The organism is Halorussus ruber (assembly GCF_004765785.1).
GTDB lineage: Archaea > Halobacteriota > Halobacteria > Halobacteriales > Haladaptataceae > Halorussus > Halorussus ruber.
Genome location: NZ_SBIT01000010.1, coordinates 160,836 through 181,003, shown reverse-complemented (window position 1 = coordinate 181,003; position 20,168 = coordinate 160,836). Strand labels below are relative to the sequence as shown.

21 protein-coding genes are annotated in these 20,168 nt (G+C 64.7%); 13 read left to right on the top strand and 8 right to left on the bottom strand.

Annotated elements, in window-relative coordinates; genetic code table 11:
- Positions 1 to 85 precede the first annotated feature (85 nt).
- Together EPL01_RS17180 and EPL01_RS21835 are read left to right on the top strand one after the other, a co-directional pair.
- Complete coding sequence (locus EPL01_RS17180) at positions 86 to 2,587, top strand: DNA topoisomerase I (RefSeq protein WP_135826507.1); 2,502 nt, start codon at positions 86 to 88, stop codon at positions 2,585 to 2,587.
- A gap of 586 nt (positions 2,588 to 3,173) precedes the next feature.
- Entirely contained in the window at positions 3,174 to 3,332 is a 159-nt protein-coding gene (locus EPL01_RS21835; protein WP_168215946.1) for a helix-hairpin-helix domain-containing protein, read from the top strand.
- Positions 3,333 to 3,335: 3 nt separating this feature from the next.
- Here EPL01_RS21835 and EPL01_RS17175 read toward each other — a convergent pair whose 3' ends face one another.
- The 3 genes from EPL01_RS17175 to EPL01_RS17165 all read right to left on the bottom strand — a co-directional run bounded on the left by EPL01_RS17175 (position 3,336) and on the right by EPL01_RS17165 (position 4,801).
- Complete coding sequence (locus EPL01_RS17175; RefSeq protein WP_135826506.1) at positions 3,336 to 4,103, bottom strand: hypothetical protein; 768 nt, start codon at positions 4,101 to 4,103, stop codon at positions 3,336 to 3,338.
- Between the two features lie 111 nt (positions 4,104 to 4,214).
- Positions 4,215 to 4,607, bottom strand: a complete 393-nt coding sequence (locus EPL01_RS17170) for a PIN domain-containing protein (protein ID WP_135826505.1) — start codon at positions 4,605 to 4,607, stop codon at positions 4,215 to 4,217.
- The gene (locus EPL01_RS17165; RefSeq protein WP_135826504.1) at positions 4,604 to 4,801 is read right to left on the bottom strand and encodes a DUF7557 family protein; all 198 of its coding nucleotides are present in this window, start codon (positions 4,799 to 4,801) and stop codon (positions 4,604 to 4,606) included. The genes EPL01_RS17170 and EPL01_RS17165 overlap by 4 nt, the downstream gene beginning before the upstream one ends.
- Before the next feature lie 150 nt (positions 4,802 to 4,951).
- Here EPL01_RS17165 and EPL01_RS17160 point away from each other — a divergent pair, with 150 nt between their 5' ends.
- The 7 genes from EPL01_RS17160 to EPL01_RS17130 all read left to right on the top strand — a co-directional run bounded on the left by EPL01_RS17160 (position 4,952) and on the right by EPL01_RS17130 (position 11,843).
- Positions 4,952 to 5,677: a phosphoglycerol geranylgeranyltransferase gene (locus EPL01_RS17160; protein ID WP_135826503.1), complete on the top strand. Its 726-nt coding sequence runs from the start codon at positions 4,952 to 4,954 to the stop codon at positions 5,675 to 5,677.
- A gap of 525 nt (positions 5,678 to 6,202) precedes the next feature.
- Positions 6,203 to 7,144 (top strand): ABC transporter ATP-binding protein, encoded by a 942-nt coding sequence (locus tag EPL01_RS17155; RefSeq protein ID WP_135826502.1) that lies wholly within the window; start codon positions 6,203 to 6,205, stop codon positions 7,142 to 7,144.
- Entirely contained in the window at positions 7,137 to 7,934 is a 798-nt protein-coding gene (locus EPL01_RS17150; RefSeq protein WP_135826501.1) for an ABC transporter permease subunit, read from the top strand. The genes EPL01_RS17155 and EPL01_RS17150 overlap by 8 nt, the downstream gene beginning before the upstream one ends.
- Positions 7,934 to 8,560, top strand: coding sequence for a TetR/AcrR family transcriptional regulator (locus tag EPL01_RS17145; protein ID WP_135826500.1), 627 nt, complete (start codon positions 7,934 to 7,936; stop codon positions 8,558 to 8,560). Before EPL01_RS17150 ends, EPL01_RS17145 begins: the two co-directional genes overlap by 1 nt.
- A 127-nt stretch (positions 8,561 to 8,687) precedes the next feature.
- Positions 8,688 to 9,989: an aspartate--tRNA(Asn) ligase gene (gene aspS / locus EPL01_RS17140; protein ID WP_135826499.1), complete on the top strand. Its 1,302-nt coding sequence runs from the start codon at positions 8,688 to 8,690 to the stop codon at positions 9,987 to 9,989.
- 237 nt (positions 9,990 to 10,226) lie between these two features.
- Positions 10,227 to 11,063 (top strand): pantoate kinase, encoded by an 837-nt coding sequence (locus EPL01_RS17135; RefSeq protein ID WP_135826498.1) that lies wholly within the window; start codon positions 10,227 to 10,229, stop codon positions 11,061 to 11,063.
- Positions 11,064 to 11,093: 30 nt separating this feature from the next.
- Positions 11,094 to 11,843: a 4-phosphopantoate--beta-alanine ligase gene (locus EPL01_RS17130; protein ID WP_135826497.1), complete on the top strand. Its 750-nt coding sequence runs from the start codon at positions 11,094 to 11,096 to the stop codon at positions 11,841 to 11,843.
- Positions 11,844 to 12,017: 174 nt separating this feature from the next.
- Here the strand turns inward: EPL01_RS17130 and EPL01_RS17125 are convergent, their stop codons facing one another.
- The 3 genes from EPL01_RS17125 to EPL01_RS21830 form a co-directional block, all read right to left on the bottom strand.
- A complete protein-coding gene (locus EPL01_RS17125; RefSeq protein ID WP_135826496.1) occupies positions 12,018 to 12,212 on the bottom strand; it encodes a cold-shock protein in 195 nt (64 codons plus the stop codon).
- 108 nt (positions 12,213 to 12,320) lie between these two features.
- The gene (locus EPL01_RS17120) at positions 12,321 to 15,503 is read right to left on the bottom strand and encodes a type 2 lanthipeptide synthetase LanM family protein (protein ID WP_135826495.1); all 3,183 of its coding nucleotides are present in this window, start codon (positions 15,501 to 15,503) and stop codon (positions 12,321 to 12,323) included.
- Positions 15,504 to 15,660: 157 nt separating this feature from the next.
- Complete coding sequence (locus tag EPL01_RS21830; protein ID WP_168215945.1) at positions 15,661 to 15,813, bottom strand: hypothetical protein; 153 nt, start codon at positions 15,811 to 15,813, stop codon at positions 15,661 to 15,663.
- A 193-nt stretch (positions 15,814 to 16,006) separates the two neighbouring features.
- Between EPL01_RS21830 and EPL01_RS17115 the strand changes: the two genes are divergently transcribed.
- Together EPL01_RS17115 and EPL01_RS17110 are read left to right on the top strand one after the other, a co-directional pair.
- On the top strand, positions 16,007 to 16,936 hold the full coding sequence (locus tag EPL01_RS17115) for a sulfide-dependent adenosine diphosphate thiazole synthase (protein WP_135826494.1): 930 nt from the start codon (positions 16,007 to 16,009) through the stop codon (positions 16,934 to 16,936).
- A 17-nt stretch (positions 16,937 to 16,953) separates the two neighbouring features.
- Complete coding sequence (locus tag EPL01_RS17110; protein ID WP_246045733.1) at positions 16,954 to 17,778, top strand: DUF7001 family protein; 825 nt, start codon at positions 16,954 to 16,956, stop codon at positions 17,776 to 17,778.
- A 173-nt stretch (positions 17,779 to 17,951) separates the two neighbouring features.
- Here the strand turns inward: EPL01_RS17110 and EPL01_RS17105 are convergent, their stop codons facing one another.
- Complete coding sequence (locus EPL01_RS17105; RefSeq protein WP_135826493.1) at positions 17,952 to 18,647, bottom strand: class I SAM-dependent methyltransferase; 696 nt, start codon at positions 18,645 to 18,647, stop codon at positions 17,952 to 17,954.
- A gap of 230 nt (positions 18,648 to 18,877) precedes the next feature.
- Here EPL01_RS17105 and EPL01_RS17100 point away from each other — a divergent pair, with 230 nt between their 5' ends.
- Entirely contained in the window at positions 18,878 to 19,120 is a 243-nt protein-coding gene (locus EPL01_RS17100) for a PRC-barrel domain containing protein (protein WP_135826492.1), read from the top strand.
- A 119-nt stretch (positions 19,121 to 19,239) separates the two neighbouring features.
- Here EPL01_RS17100 and EPL01_RS17095 read toward each other — a convergent pair whose 3' ends face one another.
- Positions 19,240 to 19,839, bottom strand: a complete 600-nt coding sequence (locus tag EPL01_RS17095; protein ID WP_135826491.1) for a hypothetical protein — start codon at positions 19,837 to 19,839, stop codon at positions 19,240 to 19,242.
- 79 nt (positions 19,840 to 19,918) lie between these two features.
- Between EPL01_RS17095 and EPL01_RS17090 the strand changes: the two genes are divergently transcribed.
- Positions 19,919 to 20,167, top strand: coding sequence for a PRC-barrel domain containing protein (locus tag EPL01_RS17090; protein ID WP_135826490.1), 249 nt, complete (start codon positions 19,919 to 19,921; stop codon positions 20,165 to 20,167).
- Position 20,168 lies beyond the last annotated feature (1 nt).

Sequence of the window (20,168 nt, the reverse complement as noted above, 5' to 3'; positions counted from 1 at the left end):
CGGAAACACGAATGAGCGACCAGCGACTCCCCGACCCCCGAGTAGCCGCCCGGTTCGGACGTGAACCGGCCGCCGGAGGTGAGGCATGGAACTGATAATCACCGAGAAGGACAACGCCGCCCGTCGAATCGCCGACATCCTGAGCGGCGAGTCCGCCGAAGCCGAGCGAAAGAACGGCGTCAACGTCTACAAGTGGGGCGGCAGGCGGTGTATCGGCCTGTCGGGCCACGTGGTCGGCGTGGACTTCCCCGACGAGTACAACGACTGGCGCGACGTGGAACCGGTCGAACTCATCGACGCACCCATCGAGAAGAAGGCCACGAAAGAGAACATCGTCTCCACCCTGCGCGTGCTGGCCCGGAAGGCCGACCAAGTGACGATTGCGACCGACTACGACCGCGAGGGCGAACTCATCGGCAAGGAGGCGTGGGAACTCGTCCGCGAGGTCAACGACGACGTGCCGATTCGCCGGGTCCGGTTCTCCTCCATCACGGAAAACGAGGTCACCGAGGCCTTCGAGAACCCCGACGAGTTGGACTTCGACCTCGCGGCGGCGGGCGAGGCCCGACAGGAAATCGACCTGATTTGGGGCGCGGCCCTCACGCGATTCCTCTCGCTGTCGGCCCGCCAGCTGGGCGACGACTTCATCTCGGTCGGCCGGGTGCAGTCGCCGACGCTCAAACTCATCGTGGACCGCGAGCGCGAAATCGAGGCCTTCGACCCCGAGGACTACTGGGAACTGTTCGCGGACCTGCTGAAGGACACCGACGAGGAGACCGCGGAGTTCGAGGCCCAGTACTTCTACCGCGACGAGGACGACAACGAGGCCGAGCGCGTCTGGGACGAGGAGACCGCAGAGGGCGTCTTCGAGGCGCTCGATTCGGCGAGCGCGGCCGAGGTCGAGCGCGTCTCCCGGCGCACTCGGACCGACGACCCGCCCGCGCCGTTCAACACCACGCAGTTCATCCGCGCGGCAGGGAGTCTGGGCTACTCGGCCCAGCAGGCCATGAGCATCGCCGAGGACCTCTACACCGCGGGGTACATGACTTACCCCCGGACCGACAACACGGTCTATCCCGACGATTTGGACCCCGAGGAGCTACTCGATACGTTCTCGGGCAACTACCACTTCGGCGACGACGCCGACGACCTGCTCGAACTGGACGACCTCGAACCCACCGAGGGCGACGAGGAGACCACCGACCACCCGCCGATTCACCCGACCGAGGACGTACCGACGAAGGGCGACCTCTCGGACGACGAGTGGGAGATCTACGAGTTGGTCGTCCGGCGGTTCTTCGCCACCGTGGCCGACTCGGCGACGTGGGAACACCTCAAAGTCGTCGCTGGCGTGGACGAACACAAGCTCAAGGCCAACGGCAAGCGCCTCCTCGAAGAGGGCTACCACGCGGTCTACCCCTACTTCAACACCTCCGAGAACTACGTCCCCGACGTCGAAGAGGGCGACGAGTTGGCGGTCACCGACGCCCGCATCGAGGACAAGCAGACCCAGCCGCCCCGCAGATACGGCCAGTCACGGCTCATCGAGACCATGGAGAAGATGGGGGTCGGGACGAAGTCGACCCGCCACAATACCGTCGAGAAGCTCTACGACCGGGGCTACGTCGAGGGCGACCCGCCGCGGCCGACTCAGTTGGCGAAGGCCGTGGTCACGGCCGCCGAAAAGTTCGCGGACCTCGTGGTCAGCGAGGAGATGACCGCCGAACTCGAAGAGGACATGACCGCCATCGCGGAGGGCGAGGCCGACCTGAGCGAGGTCGCCGACGAGTCCCGCGAGTACCTCCAGCAGGTGTTCGACGAGTTGCGCGACTCCCGCGAGGAGGTCGGCGACCTCCTGCAAGAATCGCTGAAGGCAGACAAGAAACTCGGCCCCTGCCCCGAGTCGGACCACGAGCTGCTGGTCCGCCAGAGCCGGAACGGCTCGTACTTCGTCGGGTGTGACGGCTACCCCGACTGCGAGTACACCCTGCCGCTCCCGAACACGGGCAAGCCCCTCATCTTGGACGAGACGTGCGAGAAACACGACCTACGCCACGTCAAAATGCTGGCGGGCCGCCAGACGTTCGTCCACGGGTGCCCACTCTGCAAGGCCGAGGAGGCCGACGAGGAAGAGGACGAAGTCATCGGGGTCTGTCCCGAGTGCGGCGAGGAGGAGGGCGGCGAGCTGGCAATCAAGCACCTCAAAAACGGCTCGCGGCTGGTCGGGTGCACTCGCTACCCCGACTGTGACTACTCGCTCCCGCTCCCGCGCCGGGGCGACATCGAAATCACCGACGAGCGCTGCGAGGAACACGACCTGCCCGAACTCGTCATCCACAGCGGCGACGACCCGTGGGAACTGGGCTGTCCCATCTGCAACTACCGGGAGTTCAAGGCCCGCGAGAGCGAGTCCGGAAGCGACCTCGAAACGCTCGACGGCATCGGCTCGAAGACCGCCGAGAAGCTCTCTGAGGCCGGTATCGAGAGCATCGAGGACCTGAAGGAGGCCGAAGTCGAGACGGTGGCCTCTCAGGTGCAGGGCGTGAGCGAGGATAGGCTTCGGGGCTGGAAGGCGAAAGCCGACTGATAGCCTTCGCCTGATTCGTGTCGATTTCTGGGAAGGTTTTATGTATGAGTGCGACAGTGTAATTCGTATGAAACCCCGTTCTGGCGTTCCCGCGTGAGTAGGTCAGCATCCTGCGGACGAGAGGCGATGGCCAGTCCACCCGGACGAGGGGCTCCGTAACACGAGCAAACGAGTCAAGGCTTCCCCCGTGCCCTCTCACCCTTTGGGTCCCGGTATGCTGTCTGAATCCACTTGCTTCATCGCAATGATTCGACAGCTACGTCTGGACCTCGCGAAGTGGGTCCAACTGACCCCCACGAGAAATGTATACACCCGGACCGGCCTACGCCCTGTATCGCCTCGCAATCGCGCTTGCAATTCACCTCTGGAGCCGTCTCTGCAAACGAAATCAGCGACGCCTGATAGGTTTGGTAGCGGTTACGGTCGTCTGTCTCTGTCTGTTACTTGCCGGGATAGACATTCGGCCGATTAAACAAACAGTAGTGATTCTGTCTAGTTTCATGGCCATCTGGGAAGGTCTCGCTCGGACAGACGATGAAGAGAAGTGAGCCGACAGTATCGTTCACTCGCGGTGAATTGCGGCGTATTGCCGCATAAGGCCCGCGAGAGCGACTCGGGAAGCGACCCCGAATCGCTCGACGGCATCGGCGCGAAGACAGCCGAGAAGCTCTCGGACGCGGGCATCGAGGACATCGAGGAGTTGTATCGAGAGAATATCTACCGGCTTTGGGTTTGGAGGATGTGAAGTTTAATCGTCTTCAGCGTCTTTTTCTTTGATGGCCTTTTGATACGTGTCGGAGAGCTGTTCTGCTTCTTCAGGATTAATTTGGACTTCATAACCCGACTCTTCTAACTGCACTATGACCTCCTTTGCGTTATTCTCTACAAGGTTAACTTCTGTGCCATCAGGAAGTTGAATATTTGCCCGAGTAGATGACTCCTCGGTTTGATTCTCCTCCTCAAAAACTTTTCTCTGATACGTACAGTAGGCATGAATCATAATGAGTGCCTGAATAATGCCATCAATATTCCCAATTACAATCTCAAATAACGCAAGACCGACTTCTGACTTCTGAATTTCAAAGCGATAACCTGCCCCCTGTTGGTCGATTATACCGCCAATAGATTCTGACCATGAAGGTTCTACTGATAGCGATATTACTTCATCTGCTGAAGTAAACTGGTTCTCTGTGATATTCCGATATGTAGTACCCTGAATACTTAAGCCACCAAACTCTCCATCATTTAGTCTCTCTACTGCATCTTGATTACCCGAATAAATACCTACCATGCCAGCAAGAAAAGCAGAATCTCCATGACTTAATACCTGAGCATCTAACCATTCACCTACTGGTTCAGAGGAATGATTGAAAGTGAATGGAATAGTCTTTTTTTCGTCCCGAAGTTCCTTCGCCCATTTCTCCAAAGTTGATTTCGAGATTTCGTGACCATGACGGTCTTCGGTTGTAGAAGATATAATACCGGGGATGAACTCAATAAACTCCTTTTCACTCATATTAGCCCCAACAAAACGGGATTACAAATATGTTCGTGAACTGCTGGCCTCTACATGTAGCTCCGGACTGCCATAGTCCAGCAGACTACCCTCCCCCGACTGAAAACACCATCACTTCGAAAGGTTAGTCACTTGAATGTGAGACTGAAGGATGGCCGTTTCGAAATCGCTGTCAGCGACGACGAGATGGTCGCCTGTCGAACGAGCGGTCGCGGCGATGAGTAGGTCGCGGGTGGGCATTCGCTGGCCGTCGTCGAGGAGTTGGTCCTGAAGACGTGCGGCCTCCAGAGCGATGTCGTCGGTGAGGTCGAGAGCGTGGACCCCATCGAAGTCTTGGCGGGCCGCAACGACGTCGGTCGAACCACTCCCGAGTACCCCGTCCAGGATTTCGAAGACGCAGAGAGAGGAGGTGAAGTAGGGTTCCCCCTGCTCCTGAACGAACTCGACAGTCGAATCAACCCCGCTGAGCATGTCGATGATAACCGACGAATCGAGAAAGGTCATCGCTCGAAACTCTCTCGGGAACTTTCGACGGCTTCACGGGCACGGTCAGCCACGTCGTCCGACCACGCGCCGATATTGATAGGCTCCTCCTCGTTCGTCAGTCGGTTCAGGAACTCGTCCCACGTCTCATCGTCCCGTTTCAACCGGGAGAGTTTGTCCTTCGTCTCGTTGGAGACCCGGATACTGGTACTCATGCGTATACATTGTGCATACAGAACCGTATTTGTTTCCATGGCCGTGGCTTTCGGCCCAGTTCATCGGAGAATGAGCGCCGCTGGCACTCGCAGCCGTAATAAAAGGTGGATTCGAAGATGTTAAACCGCATCCTCGGGTTTACACGCATAATGACTACCTCACCCTGGACCGACTGGGACCACATCGTCAAGTTGGACCCGGACAAGACGCTCGCGGAGGGCGAGACCTTCGAGGACGTTTGCGAGACCGGCACCGACGCGCTCGAAATCGGCGGGACGCTCGACATGACCCAAGAGAAGATGCAGCGGGTCATCGACGCCTGCGCGAAGTACGACGTGCCGCTGTATCAGGAACCGAGCAACCCCGCGGTCGTGGTGGACGACGACGACCTCGACGGCTACCTCGTGCCGGTCGTCCTCAACGCCGGGGACATCGCGTGGGCCACCGGATTCCACAAGGAGTGGGTCAAATCGAGCGACGTGAACTGGGACCGGACCACCACCGAGGCCTACATCATCATGAACCCCGACGCCAGCGTGGCCGAACTCACCAGCGCCGACTGCGACCAGTCGCCCGAGGACGTGGCGGCCTACGCCGAGGTCGCCGAGCAGATGTACGGCCAGGAAATCGTCTACGTCGAGTATTCGGGGATGTACGGCGACCCCGACGCGGTCGAGGCCGCCGCGGACGCGCTGGAGGAGGCGACGCTATTCTACGGCGGCGGCATCCACGACTACGACTCGGCCCGGACGATGGCCGAGCGCGCCGACACCATCATCGTCGGCGACCTCGTCCACGACGAGGGCGTCGAGGCGGTGCGCGAGACCGTCGAGGCCGCACAGGACGCGAAAGCGGCCGCGCCCGAATCGGTCTGAGACGCTTTTTTCTCCGGACAAAACCAACTCTTTCTGCATTTAAGCATCATTTGAATCAGTTTTAGCATTGTTTTCGTTTGTCTGTTCGAGAGGGGACCGACGAGGCCGTGACTTCGACCTCGAAAGTCCTCGTACTCGAAACCGTAGAAGCAGGTGAGACAGCAGTGTCCTCGAAAGCCCTCGCGCGGTTCGCGGTCGTTCAGCGACATATCCGAAGTCTCTCCGCACCGCCCGACTTCGGATAGGGGTCGCTGAGACGACCACGCGGTGCGCGAACCGCGCTCGCCCTTTCAGTCCGCCGAGGACCGCAGGTGGTCTGTTTCACCGGCCGAAATCTGTCGGTGGATGACCTGCACGAAACCTCGGCAGTTCCAGCAAGCGTTCTCGACGGTGGACAGTAAGCGCCCCTCTCGGTTCTGACACCTTCGGCCGGTTTCGCCGATTCCAACGACTCTCCTGTGCGATTCCGCGTCTCGTGAACGGATAACCGAACTATTCATCTATTCACGGAACGAACATTTAGGAATGAGCGCAATCGAGACGACCGGCCTGACGAAGTACTACGGGGACACCCGAGGAGTCGAGGACCTCTCGCTGACGGTGCGAGAGGGCGAGGTCTTCGGCTTCCTCGGCCCCAACGGCGCGGGCAAGACCACGGCCATCCGGACCCTGCTGGGGTTCATCTCCCCGACCGGCGGGTCGGCGACCCTCCTCGGCCGGGACGTGACCGACGAGGCGGCGCTCATCGAGGCCAAGCGGCGGGTCGGCTACCTGCCGAGCAACCCCGGCCTCGACGAGGGCACCACCGGGCGACGGCTGATTCGCTACCACGCCGCGCTCAAGGGCGACGAGCGGTCCGACGAACTCCTCGAAGCGTTCGACCCGCCAATCGACCGCGAAATCGGCGAGTACTCGACGGGCAACAAGCAGAAGCTGGCGCTGGTGCTTTCGTTCATGCACGACCCGGACCTCGTGATTATGGACGAACCGACCTCCGGGTTGGACCCCCTGATGCAGGAACGGCTCTACGAGTTCATCGAGGACGAGCAGGCCCGCGGGACCACCTTCTTCTTCTCCAGCCACGTCCTGAGCGAGGTCCGGAAGGTCTGCGACCGCGTGGGCATCATCCGGAACGGCGAACTCGTGGCGATGGAGGGCGTCGAGGAGTTGCTCGACCGGAGCGGCAAGCGCGTCCACGTCAGCGTCGAGGAGACGCTCGACCCGGCGGACTTCGCCCTCGCTGGCGTCCACGACCTCGACGCGGGCGACGGCGACGCCTCGTTCATGTTCACCGGCGAGTACGACGACCTGCTCGACCACCTCCGGAACTACCGCGTTCGGGACCTCGAAATCGAGGAGGCCCCGCTCGAGGACGTGTTCATGAAGTTCTACGACGACGGGCCGGAGAGCGAGTCCCCGCCGCCCGAGACCGCGGCGGCGACCGCCGGAGGCGAGTCCGATGCTTGACATCGCCACCTACGAGTCCGAGCGCCGGATTCGGGGCGCGCTCGTCCTGTCCGTCCTGCTGGCCGCGATGTCCCTGCTGTTCGTCGCGCTGTTCCCCTCGATTTCGAACTCGGGGGCGGACTTGGACGCCTACATGGAGAGTCTTCCGCCCGCGGTGCAGGCGGCGTTCGGCGCGTCCGGGACCTTCTCCATCACTACCATCGAGGGCTTTCTGGCGGTCGAACTCTACCAGTTCTTCTGGTTGCTCCTGCTCGGCATCTACGCCGCCTACCTCTCGGGCGGCCTGATTGCTGGCGACGTGGAGCGCGGTCGGATGGACGTGTTGCTGGCCGCGCCGGTCTCCCGAGCGCGGGTCGTGGTCGAGAAGTTCGCCTCGCTCGTCCCGGTCGTCCTCGCGGTCAACCTCGTGGTGGGGATAGCAGTCTTCGCCACCGTCCTCGCCATCGGCGAGTCCATCTCGCTGGCCGACCTCGCGGTGGTCCACCTGCTGTCCGTGCCCTACCTGCTCGCCTGCGGAGCAATCGGTCTCCTGCTGTCGGTCGCGTTCTCCGAGTCCGACGCGGCCAAGCGCGCCGGTCTCGGGGCCATCTTCGGCCTGTTCCTGCTGGATACGGTCAGCGAGTCGGCCGACCTGAACTGGCTGGGCGCGATTAGCCCGACCCGGTACTACGACCCGACCGCGATTCTCGTCTCCGGCGAGTACGACTGGTCGGGTGCGGTCGTCCTCCTCGCGGCGACAGTCGCGCTGGTCGCGGTCAGCGCCGCGTGGTTCCGGAGGAAGGACATCTGATGGCCGGGTTCGACGACGCCGAGCGCGAGCGCATCCGCCGACAACTTCGAGAGACCGGCCGGGACCTGTTCGCGCGCTACGGCCTCGACAAGACCACCATCGGCGACCTCACTACTCCCGCGGGCATCGCCAACGGGACCTTCTACCGGTTCTACGACTCGAAAGAACAGCTCTACTTCGAGATTCTCCGCGAGGAGGGCGAACGAATCGCCACCGACCTCCTCGCCGAGTCCTTCGAGCGTGTCGGGGATGGTAAAGAAGAACTCGACCCCGAGGAGGCCATCGTCGCCTTCCTCACCCTCCTCTGTGAAGAAATCGAGACTAACCCGCTGGTCCGCCGACTGGTCGCGGACGACGACCGCTCGCGCCTGATGGCCCAGTTCAGCGACGAGGAGTTGGAAGCCGAGCGCGCCGAGTCGCTGAGCTACGTCGTGCCCTACGTCGAGCGCTGGCAGGCCGAGGGCCGACTCCGCGAGGGCGACCCCGAGGTCCTCGCGGCCGCGATGGGCGTCGTGAAGTTCGTCGCCTACCGGAAGGACGACTTCGGCGACGACGAGTTCTATCGGGCGGTCCGAGACGTGCTCATCGAGGCGGTGGCGGCGGGACTGACGACCCGGAAAGGGTGAGAGAGCGAACGGGTGGGGAGCGAGTGAGACTCCTCCGCACACTTCCGGAAAGCATACGTGGGTTTGCGAGCGATTTCCTTCCGACGAAATGACGGCGTTTAAGAGAACGCCGCAGAAACTCAGACCCATGGAAGACCGAACGTACACGGCCGACGCCGAACCCGGCGAGACCGCGACGGTCGCGGGTTGGGCCCACGAGATTCGAGACCTCGGTGGCATCGCATTCCTCATCGTCCGCGACACGACCGGCAAGATTCAGGTCAAGTTCGAGAAGGACGAGATGGACGACGACCTCGTGGAGACCGGCATCAACGTCAACCGCGAAAGCGTCGTGAAGGTCACGGGCGACGTAGAGGAAGAGGAGCGCGCCCCGACCGGCGTCGAAATCGTCCCCGAGTCGGTCGAGGTCATCGCCGACGCCGACCCCGAACTCCCGCTGGACCCCTCGGGCAAGGTGGACGCCGACCTCTCGACGCGCCTCGACAACCGCACCCTCGACCTCCGGAAGGACGAGACCAAGGCCATCTTCGAGATTCGCGCCGAGGTCCTGCGCTCGGTCCGCGAGGCCTTCCGCGAACTCGGCTCGACCGAAATCAACACGCCGAAAATCGTTGCGACGGGCACCGAGGGCGGCACCGAACTGTTCCCCATCACGTACTTCGGTCAGGAAGCGTTCATGAACCAGTCGCCCCAGCTGTTCAAACAGCTGATGGTCGGCTCCGGTCTGGAGCGGGTCTTCGAAATCGGTCCGATTTTCCGCGCCGAGGAGCACAACACGCCCCGTCACCTCAACGAGGCGACCTCTATCGACTTCGAGAGCGCCTTCTACGACCATCAGGACGCGATGGACGCCTGCGAACACGTCGTCAAGGCGGCCTACGAGGGCGTCGCCGAGAACTGTCAGGAGGAGCTGGAGGCACTCGGCTACGACGACTTCGAGGTCCCGGACGGCGACTTCCCGCGACTGAGCTACGAGGAGGCCATCGAGCGCATCAACGCCACGGGCGAACTCGACGAGCAGTTGGTCTGGGGCGACGACCTGCCCACCGAGGGCGAGAAGGCCCTCGGCGAGGACGTCGGTTCCCACTACTTCATCACCGACTGGCCCAGCGAAATCAAGCCCTTCTACATCAAGGACCACGACGACGACGAGCAGCTCTCGACCGGGTTCGACATGATGCACCCGAACATGGAACTCGTCTCCGGCGGCCAGCGTGAACACCGCTACGACAAGCTTGTCGAAGGCTTCGAACAGCAGGGTCTGGACCCCGACGCCTTCGAGTACTACACCAAGATGTTCAAGTACGGCATGCCGCCCCACGCCGGATGGGGCCTCGGCGGCGAGCGCCTCATCATGACGATGCTCGGACTGGAGAACATCCGCGAGGCCGTGCTGTTCCCGCGGGACCGTCAGCGTCTCTCGCCGTAGGCGACGGCGTCCCTGTCTCGCGCGGGCGCTCGGAAGTCGCAGGCCCGGAAGCGCAACGTAGTGAGCATCCCGGACCGTCTTCCGGTGTTCCCGCGAGACCGTCAGCGTCTCTCGCCGTAAGCTGACGCCTCGCCGATTCGATTCGTTTGCAGTTTCGAGTCTCCTCCGAACGTGTAGCGGCGTCGGCGCTCGGCCCAGATTATAAAGGTTATACGGCGTGACTCGAAAGGCCAGAGTATGACCGACGACTCGTCGCGGGCGTTCGTGCCGGGCCACGTCACCGGCTTCTTCAGCGTCCACGAGGCCGACGACCCCGAGCAGGCCGGTTCGCGCGGCGCGGGCCTGACCCTCTCGGAGGGCGTGACCGTCGAGGTCGAACCCGCCGCCGAGACCTCGATGCAGTTGAACGACGAACCCGCCGCCGTCGAGGCGGTGACCCGAGTGCTTTCGGACCTCGGCGTCGAGGCGCGAGTGACCGCCACGACCGACCTGCCCGTGGGCGCTGGCTTCGGCGTCTCGGGTGCCGCCGCGCTCGGGACCGCCTTGGCGGCCAACCGGACCTTCGACTGCGGGCGCTCGGAGAACGAACTCGTGACCATCGCCCACGCCGCGGAGGTCGACGCCGGGACCGGACTCGGCGACGTGGTGGCACAGGCCCGCGGCGGCGTCCCGATTCGACTCGACCCCGGCGCGCCGGAGTACGGCCGGATGGACGGGGTGGCTGCCCAGAGCCGCGTGGAGTATCTGACGCTGGGCGAGCGCTCGACCGAGGAGGTCCTCGCGGGCAACACCGACCGCCTCTCGGAGGTCGGCGTGGACATGCTGGTCCGCCTCGTAGAGGAGCCGACCTTATCGACGCTGATGGACTCCTCGCGGAAGTTCGCCCGCGAGGCCGACTTGCTGACGCCCGAAGTCGAGGCGGTCCTCGAAGACGTTGACGAGGCGGGCGGCGAGGCCGCGATGGCGATGCTCGGCGAGACCGTCTTCGCGCTCGGCAACGGCCTGTCGCGGGCGGGCTACGACGCCGAGACCTGCGAGGTCCACTCGGCGGGCGCGACGCTGGAGATGGACTGATTTTTCCCGGCCCCCCGCGGAGTAACCCCCATGACCGAGATTCCCGACGACCACCCCCGAGCCCAGTCGCTTCGGACCCGCCACCGAATCGAGGAGGGCGTCGAGAAGGGTATCACCAGCAAGCAGGGCCTCATCGCACAGGGCCGCGGCGAGGCCTACGACTACCTCCTCGGGGAGCAGACGACTCCGAGCGCCGAGCGAGCAGAGAGGGCGGCTGCCGCGCAACTGCTTCTGGCCGACCACCCCGTCCTCTCGGTCAACGGCAACGTCGCCGCGCTCGTCCCCGCCGAGATGGTCGAGTTGGCCGAGGCCGTGGACGCCGATATCGAAGTGAACCTGTTCAACCGGACCGAGGAGCGAATGGCGGCCATCGCCGACCACCTGCGGGAACACGGCGCGACGGACGTGAAGGGCCTCGCGGCCGACGCCCGGATTCCGGGGTTGGAACACGAGCGCGCCAAGGTCGACGAGGACGGAATCTACGACGCCGACGTGGTTGTGGTCCCGCTGGAGGACGGCGACCGCGCGGAGGCGCTGGCCGAGATGGGCAAGACCGAAATCGTCGTGGACCTGAATCCGATGTCCCGGTCGGCCCAGACCGCCGCGATTCCGATCGTGGACAACATCGTGCGAGCGGTGCCGAACGTGACGAGACACGCCCGGGAGTTGCGAGAGCAGGACTCCTCGCGCGAGGAGTTGGAGGCAATCGTCGCGGCGTTCGACCGCGAGGCGGCGCTGGAGGAGGCGGAGCGGGCGATTCGGCAGGGCGAGTTGGACTGACTTCGGCAGGGCGGAAAAGAATTCTATAGACAACTTTTAGCAATATTTTATTGTGTTTGAAAATTAATCTGAATTCTTTCGCTCAGTATTGCGATTCCGGCGCTTGCGCTCGGCGGGAAGTAGCGTCGTAAAAAGCGAAGTTAAAGTGTCGCTCGAAAGCGAGTAGTTTTCGACTTACGCGCGGACGACGTTCGTCGCGCGGGGGCCCTTGGGGGCGTCTTCGATGTCGAATTCGATGTCAGTTCCCTCTTCGAGGTCGGGGCCGCCAACGTCCTCCATGTGGAAGAACACGTCGTCGTCCGCGTCGTCAGTCGAGATGAAACCGTAGCCGCCAGTGTCGTTGAAGAAATCAACAGTACCGTTTGCCATTACAATTATACACAGGACCCGTCCACGGATAACACTTCCGAGGGTCGCGGTATCACGGACCCCGTCGATTCTGCGCCGGAAAATCGCCGTCAAAGTGGTCGCAAGTGGTTATTCGAACAACAGCGCACACGGGAGTCGCTCGGGGTCTCGGACCCGCAGGAGGGTGTATGCCGCCCCGGAGAGGCCCTTGTAGAACCCCGGATTGGGGCCGACCCACGTCCGCCCGCGGAGTGCGAGCGTCCCGTCGCGGTCCGTCCGCGCGAGGCACCGACCCGCCAGTTCGGCCGCGTCGGACTGCGGTCGGTCGCCCCGGCGGGCCGCCTCCAGCAACGCCTCGACTCGGCCGAGGTTGCCACAGCAGAGGTCGTCCACGCCCTTCGGGTCGGACTCGACCGTCGCCGACAGCGCCGACTCGCGCCGGGCCGGGAGTATCTCCTCGCCGAGCGCGTCGGCGATGCCCATCCGGGCCAGCGCGATGCCCGACCGACCGTGACACCACCGGTCCATGAACCGGTCGGAGGCCCACCCGTGCTTCCAGTTGGACCTGTCGGGGTCGTAGAGGGCCTCCTCGAACGCGAGCGCCTCGCGGACCGCCTCGACGTAGCGCGACTCGCCGGTCGCGGCCCCCAGTTCGGCCAGCGCGTAGGCGATGCCCGCCGACCCGTGGGAGAACCCCGTCAGCGGCGTCTCGTCGTTGGTCTCCCAGACGCGGTGGCCGCCGACCGAGACGCGCCCGTCGAGGAGTCGGTCCCCGCAGGCGACGGCGCGGTCGAGCGCCGCCGAGTCGCCGCCCCGGTCGTAGTGAGCCAGCAGTCCGAGAATCGCCCCGGCGCTCCCGTCCATCACGTCGAAGGCGTCGTCGGCCGCGATGCGGTCGTCGGTCACGGTCCGGACCGCCTCGTCGGCCAGTCGGCGGTAGCGCGCCTCACCGAGGAGGTCCGCGACCACCGAGAGGGCGTAGATGACCGACCCGACGCCCATCGTGCCCCCGAGCGAGAACGACGACCCGCCGCCCTCGACGCCCGCCTCGATTTCGTCGGCCACCGGGCCGAGCAGGTCGGCGGTGAACCGCCGGTAGCGCGACTCGCCGGTCGTCTCGTGGAGCGCCGCCGCGGTGAGCGCGACTCCGCTCCGACCGAGATACATCGACTCGTCTGCCGGGTTCAGAGTGAGGTCGGCGTCGGTCCCCGCCATCACCATCCAGTCTTCGACCGGCGCGCCGGTGACGGCCTCGATGACGCCGTCGAACGACTCGACCGCCTCGCGCCGGAGTCGGTCGTCGGTCACGGACGCCGGTTCGGCGGGCGGTCGCTCGTCGTCGGCGGTCGTCAGCGCCCGGCGAATCATCCACGTCTGGCGCTCCCGGTCGGTCGCGTCGAACGACGCCACCCGGCGGCGAGCGCGCTCGTAGCCCGAGGACGCCAGCGAGAGGTCCAACTCCTCTCCGTCGTGGAAGGCGGTCTCGCCGTCCGGCGTCGAGGCGATTCGCGGCACGTCGAACCGCCGGAGCGCGCGCCGCTCGGCCCCACAGAGCGGCCAGAGGTCCTTCGAGTCGGTCCACCCGTCGAAGAAGGGGAAGGCCAGTTCGTCCATCTCGACGGTGAGCCACGCCCCGTCCCGAAGCGGGTCGCGCGCCACGCTCGACCGGAGGATGGCGTGGTAGACGTTCGTCGGCCGGAAGATGACCCGCGTCTCAACGCCGTCGAGTAACTCCTCGTCGGCGGTTTCCGAGAAGAACCGGCCCTCGTCGTGGAGTCGGCGAATCGCCTCGTAGGTCTGCTCGAACCCCGCACAGATTGCCTCGGCGTAGTCGCCCGGCGGTCGGTCCTCGCCGTCGAGGGTCGGCGTGTTGTGGCTCCCGTCCACCGTGGGCGACTCCGGCGCGACCGTCATCACGTCGGTGTTGGCCGCCTCGATGGTCGGGCGCGTCCGGCCCGAGAGCGTCTGTTGGCCGCTGACCTCGCCGAACCCGGCGATGTTCACCTGCCGGTCGGTGTCCGCGTCCCCCGACGAGTAGGGGAGCAACGCGGTACTCAGCACGGACTCGAAGACGGTCCGGCTGATTCCCTCCGAGAACAGCGACGCGCCGGGGCCGATTTCGGGCGTGAAGACGGTCTCGCCGTCCACGACGGTCGGCTGCTCCCCGGCGGCGATTACGTTCTCGAACTGGCAGTCGCCGAGACCGAGCGCGTAGCCCAGTCCCAACAGCACCCCGGCGCGCTCGTAGTAGCGCCGGAGCGCGGCCTCGTCCTCGGGGTCGGCGTACGAAACCGGTTCCATCCACCCGTACTCCTCGCGGCGCAGAAAACTCGGCGTCCGGAAGGACGGAGTTTCGAGCTGCTCGTCCAATCGGTCGAGGACGGTGTAGAAGCTCGCTCCGCCGCCCACGTCTCTGGGCTTGTAGATTGCGGACCCGGACTCGAACTCGACCCGGACCGGCGCGCGACCCCCGGCGTGGGTGTCGTCGGCGAGCGGTCGGAGCGCGGTCACCGACCCGTCCACGTCGAAGCGCGAGGCCAGCGCCGAGCGGTCCCGGTCGAGTCGCTGGCACAGTTCCGTCACGGCGGCGACCCACTGGCCGACGACCAGCGTCAGTCGGCGCGCGAGGACCGGGTACTCCAGACAGAGGTTCGTGACGCCGCCGTCGAGCATGGCCTCGACGAACGCCCGGTAGTTCTCGGTCGGCGGGTCGGCGAACTCCTCGGGGTCGGCCTCGACCAGTTCGGGACTGCGCGAGTCGAGGTAGCTCTGGAACTCGACGTAGAGGACGCGCACGGTCAGGAGTTCGAGGCGGTCGAACAGCCACTCGACCGCCGGGTCCAGCGCGTCCGTCGCGCCGAGCGTGTCGGTCGTCCCGAGCGCGTTCTTCGAGACGCCCGCAGACAGCGAATCGGCCAGTCGCTCGTGAGCGTACTCCGCGACCGGCGCGAGGAGGTCGCCGAACGGCGTCTCGTCGGGGACGTCGAAGGGGTAGTCGTCGCCGAACTCGGCGGCGACGACGTGGCCGAGGAGCGACTCGAGTTCGGCGAGCCAGTCCGGAAGCGGTTCGTCGGCGGGCCAGCGAGTCGCCGCCGCTCGCTCGCGGACCTCGGCCTCGGACAGTCCGGCGTGGGCGAGGCGGTCGGCGAACGATTGCTCGTCCGGGAAGACGTCGCTCCACGCTTCGAGCAGTCGGTCTCCGTCGGGCGAGTCGTCGCCCGGTTCGTTCGGCGGTCCGTCCAACCGTTCGTGGAGGGTCCGGGCGCGCCCGGCGACCTCTCGCCGTTCCTGTCGGGTGAGTAGTCGTGGCATCTCTGGTGCGTTGTCGGTGTCGGTGCTGACGAGTCAGCGAGTCACATCGACTGTCGTCACTCTCTGGTCGGTCAGTGACGGAAGTAAATCAGGCGTGTCCGAGGTTCTATCGCCGACCCGCGGACGCGCCGACCGAGAATTGCGCCGGTTCAGCCTGCTAGCACAGCGTCGAACTGGCGCAGGACCACGCGCACTCCTCGCCCTTCATGCCGTCCGGCGAGTCGCGCGACCCCGTGTCTACCGCGTCGAACTCCGCGTCGTACGATTGCTTTGCCGATTCTGCCGCGTTGTCAGTATCAAGCACCGACATACATTACCACATGGTAGTTGATAACATAACTCTTCTCACTAGATAATTAGGTCCAACACCAAGTTGAAAATACTCGAACGCCCCGTGGTCGCCGGAGATACGTTCACGCGACCGATTTCGACTCTGCGCGGAGGAAGTACACCGAATCCATTTCGCAACCCCTTTCAACCACTCCGTGATACTACCGAGTTGTATGAGCGAATTCGACAAGTTCAGCGAGGTGGGTGAGGCGGACGTGACCCGCGCAATCGGACAAGAGTGGACCGAGGAGTTCATGGACTTCTCGGACTCCGACGTGATTATCGTCGGCGGCGGTCCCTCCGGCCTGATGGCCGCGAAGGAACTCTCCGAGCGCGGCGTCCAGACGATGGTCGTCGAGAAGAACAACTATCTGGGCGGCGGGTTCTGGCTCGGCGGCTTCCTCATGAACAAGGTCACGGTGCGCGACCCGGCCCAGCACGTGCTGGCCGACCTCGACGTGGACTTCAAGCAGTCCCGCGACAGCGACGGCCTCTACGTCGCTAACGGTCCGGAAGCCTGTTCGGGCCTCATCAAGGCGGCCTGCGACGCTGGCGCGAAGATGCAGAACATGACCGAGTTCACCGACATCGTGATTCGGGAGGACCACCGCGTCGGCGGCATCGTGATGAACTGGACGCCGGTCCACGCCCTGCCCCGCGAGATTACCTGCGTCGACCCCATCGCGGTCGAGGCCGACCTCGTCATCGACGCGACCGGCCACGACGGCATGGCGGTCTCGAAACTGGACGAGCGCGGCGTCCTCGACGCCCCCGGAATCGGCGACGCCAAGGAGAACGCGACCGGCATGGACAAGACCGGCGACGACTCCTACGGCGCGCCGGGCCACGACTCGCCCGGCCACGACTCGATGTGGGTCGGCAAATCGGAGGACGCCATCGTGGAACACACTGGATTGGTTCACGACGGCCTCATCGTCACCGGCATGGCGACCGCGACGACCTACGGTCTGCCGCGGATGGGACCGACCTTCGGCGCGATGCTCCTGTCGGGCAAGCGCGCCGCCCAGTGCGCCCTCGACGAGTTGGAAGTCGATGCCGAGCCGGTGGACATGACCACGAAGGCGGCCTCGGCGGACGACTGAGGACCATCCAGTCAGACATGACCAAGGTCACGCTGTATCGCGCGCCGTCGAGCGAAGCTCGACGAGCCTCGGACTGCGAGTCCGAGACGCCGACCACCGTCGCGGACGCCGACGAAATCGCGGACTGGCTCCGCGACCTCCTCGGCGAGAGCAACGACGAGGAGGACATCGAGGTCGCGGTCCGCGACCGGTTTTTGGACGAGCATCGAACCGACGACCTCGCCGAGCAGTTCGCCGAGGCCCGCGTCCTCTCGCCCTACGAGCGCGAGACGGGCAACACGATGCTCGGCATCGTCCGGTACGAGGAGCGCGCCCTCGACCACCCCGAGCGCGAGGGCGGCGTCCTCTACGACGGCGTTGCGGTCCAGCGCGCGCTGAATGCAGCGATTCCCGAGAGCGAGCGCGACCTCGACCACCTCCACGTCGCGCTGCTGGACCGGGCTATCGGCACGTGGGGTGACCACGACGGTCGGTGGCACAAGCGCGTCAACGTCCTCGGCCAGCCCGCGCTGGTCTCGGTGCCGGGCCTCTCCGAAGCGCCCGCCAAGCCCGAGCAGTATTATAAAGCAAAACAGAAGCACGCCATGCTCTCCGGCGACGCGCCGCCCCGCGAGGTCCTCGAAAACGAAGTCGAGGGTGAGTTTCTGGTCGAGTCGGACCCCCGGACGACCGAGGCCCTGAAGGGCTACGTCCTGCAAGCGGTCCACTGCTGGCGGACCGGCGAGGGCTTCTGCGAGGAGTCGGGCTGTCGGCTCTCGAACCCGCATCGACAGCCGGGCGTGGTCGAGGCCCAGTTGCGCGAACCGGAGTTCTGCGAGGCCCACGCCGAGTTGTACGGGTGACAGCTACTCCTCCGACGCGCTTTCTGACAGGCGAGTCTGTTCGATGGCCGCCGTTTACCATTTTTGCCTGCGACCCCCAAAACGGCGACATAGCGACTCTGGCAAGAGACCGGTCGTCGGGGGCTGGTATCCCCAACCACTACCCAAACTGGATTCTCCCGAAATCGCCGCTCTCAGTCGATTCGCCCCCCGGTAATCCGAACCACGCCGAGGGCGTGTTCGCTGTGGGTCGTCTCGTCGGCGCGCGCTCTGAGCACACGCCGGGCCGCGGCCACTCGGTCGTCCAGCACCGACCACGGCGCGCGCTCGTAGCCCTTCATGCCGGTCGGCGACGAGGCCACGACCAGCCCCCGAAACGCCTGATTCACCGGCCACCCGAACCACCGCGTCGTCTGGGCCGCGTCGAGGAGCGCGAGGCGACCGCCGGGCGCGAGTTGGTCGGCCCACCGGTTCACGGCCGCCTCGGGGTCGGCGAGCATCCCGACGACGAAGGTGGCGAGGATGGCGTCCGGTGGCTCTCGGAACTCGATTTCGGTGGCGTCTCCTCGCACGAGGTGGACGTTCCGCCACTCCTCGCGGCCCTCTCGCTCCTCGCGGTCGATTCGCTCCCGAGCGCGTGCCAGCATCCCCTGCGTGAAGTCCACGCCGACGACCCGGCCCTCGGAGCCGACTCGCTCTCGGAGGTAGGGCAGGTTCGCGCCCGTGCCACATCCCATCTCGACCACCGTGTCGCCGGGGTCGAGTGCGAGCGTGTCGGCGGCCCGACTCCGCAGATAGCCCAAGCCGGGCGTCGAACGTGCCAGCGCGTCGTAGAGGTCTGCCCACCGCCCGTAGAACTGCTGCGCCGCCGTCGTCGCGTCGGTCGCCATGCCGGGACGACGACGCCCGGGACCAAAATGGATGGGGCGGGAGGGCGGAACTGACGCCGCTTCGTGACCGAACCGCGCGAGGGCTTTCGAGGATGTTGTTGTCTCGTCTCTTCCTGCGTGCTGAGCGCGAGGGCTTTCGAGGTCCCCGTTCCTATCCCGACGCTTTCACCGAGTACGGTTTCTCATCGCGGCCACCGACCTGAAGAACCGCGAAGCCGTACCTACGCCGCATGACGGTCGCAATCACAGAGGACGAGGTGGACAAAGCGGTCGTAGACGCCGACGGGACCGAAGTCGGGACCGTGGTCGAGGTCCGCCACGGCGCGGCCCACGTCAGCGCCGACGAGGAGACCGTCGAGGAGATGCAGACTCGACTCCCAGAGGGCGGCAACGACGAGAACACCTACGCGGTCGGCGACGAGAGCATCGCCGACATCACCGACGACCGAATCGTGCTGGACGCCGACGAGTAGGGCGTGGGAGTCGGTCGCCGCGGAAGGATTCTATTTCTTCAGGAAAGAAATAGAAATATATCCTTAGGAAATCTAAATACTCCTTAGGAACATCTATCTCTGTTCTTTTCTAATTCGCGTTACCACCTCGGTCGGTTGTCCCCGGCGATTCGAGAAGTCCTCGGAGAGCGGCGTCTCGGACACCTGCCCGTGACCGCCCGGTCGGAGTTCTGAGGGGCCGACGCGGGCGTCGAGGAGGACGGGACCGACGAGGCCGACCGCGGAATTCGGTCACGCTCGTAGGAAACCTCCTCGCGGTCCAGCAGGTCCGTGAGCGCGGTCATCCCGCGCGGCACGTCGAGACCGACTTGCTCGACGTGGGCGTTGGGATGCTCGCTCGGTTCGGGTTCGAAGTGGGCGGTCAGCGCCACGCCGTCGGGGTGGTCGTATCCGCGGACGTGGACCTGCCACCACTCGATGCCGGTCGGGTGGTCCTCGACGTACTCGACCCGCCGGAGGTTCAGCACCTCGCCGTGGAAGTAGTACGACAGCTCCCATCCCGGGTCGAAGTAGTTCCGACCGAGCAGTCGCGTGGCCCCGTCGGCAGACCGACTCACGACCACCGACGGCCCCGGCGTCGGCGGTTTCACGAAGAACGTCTTCCGAATCCACCACATCGAGTATCGGAGTCCTTTCAGCGGCACGTCGCCGAGGTTCTCCAGTCGTTCTCGAAGCGACATGCCACAGTAAACATTATAATTAATTATTAATATTTCGCGGGGCCGTAGCCGTCATGACCGCAGGCGTCGAACAGGTGGCATGGAGTTCACCGAAGCCGACGAGGGCGCGTCCGTGTTCGACGCCGACCGCGAGAAGATCGGCGTGGTCGTCGAGGTCCGCGACGGCGAGGCCTACGTCGAACCGGAACCCAGCCTGGCCGAGGAACTCAAGGCCAAACTCGACTGGGGGAGCCACGAGGCCGACGAGGACGCCTACGCGCTCGAGTCGAACTGGATAGACGAAGTCGAGGACGGCGAGATTCTGCTGCGGACTCGGCCGCAGGAGTAAA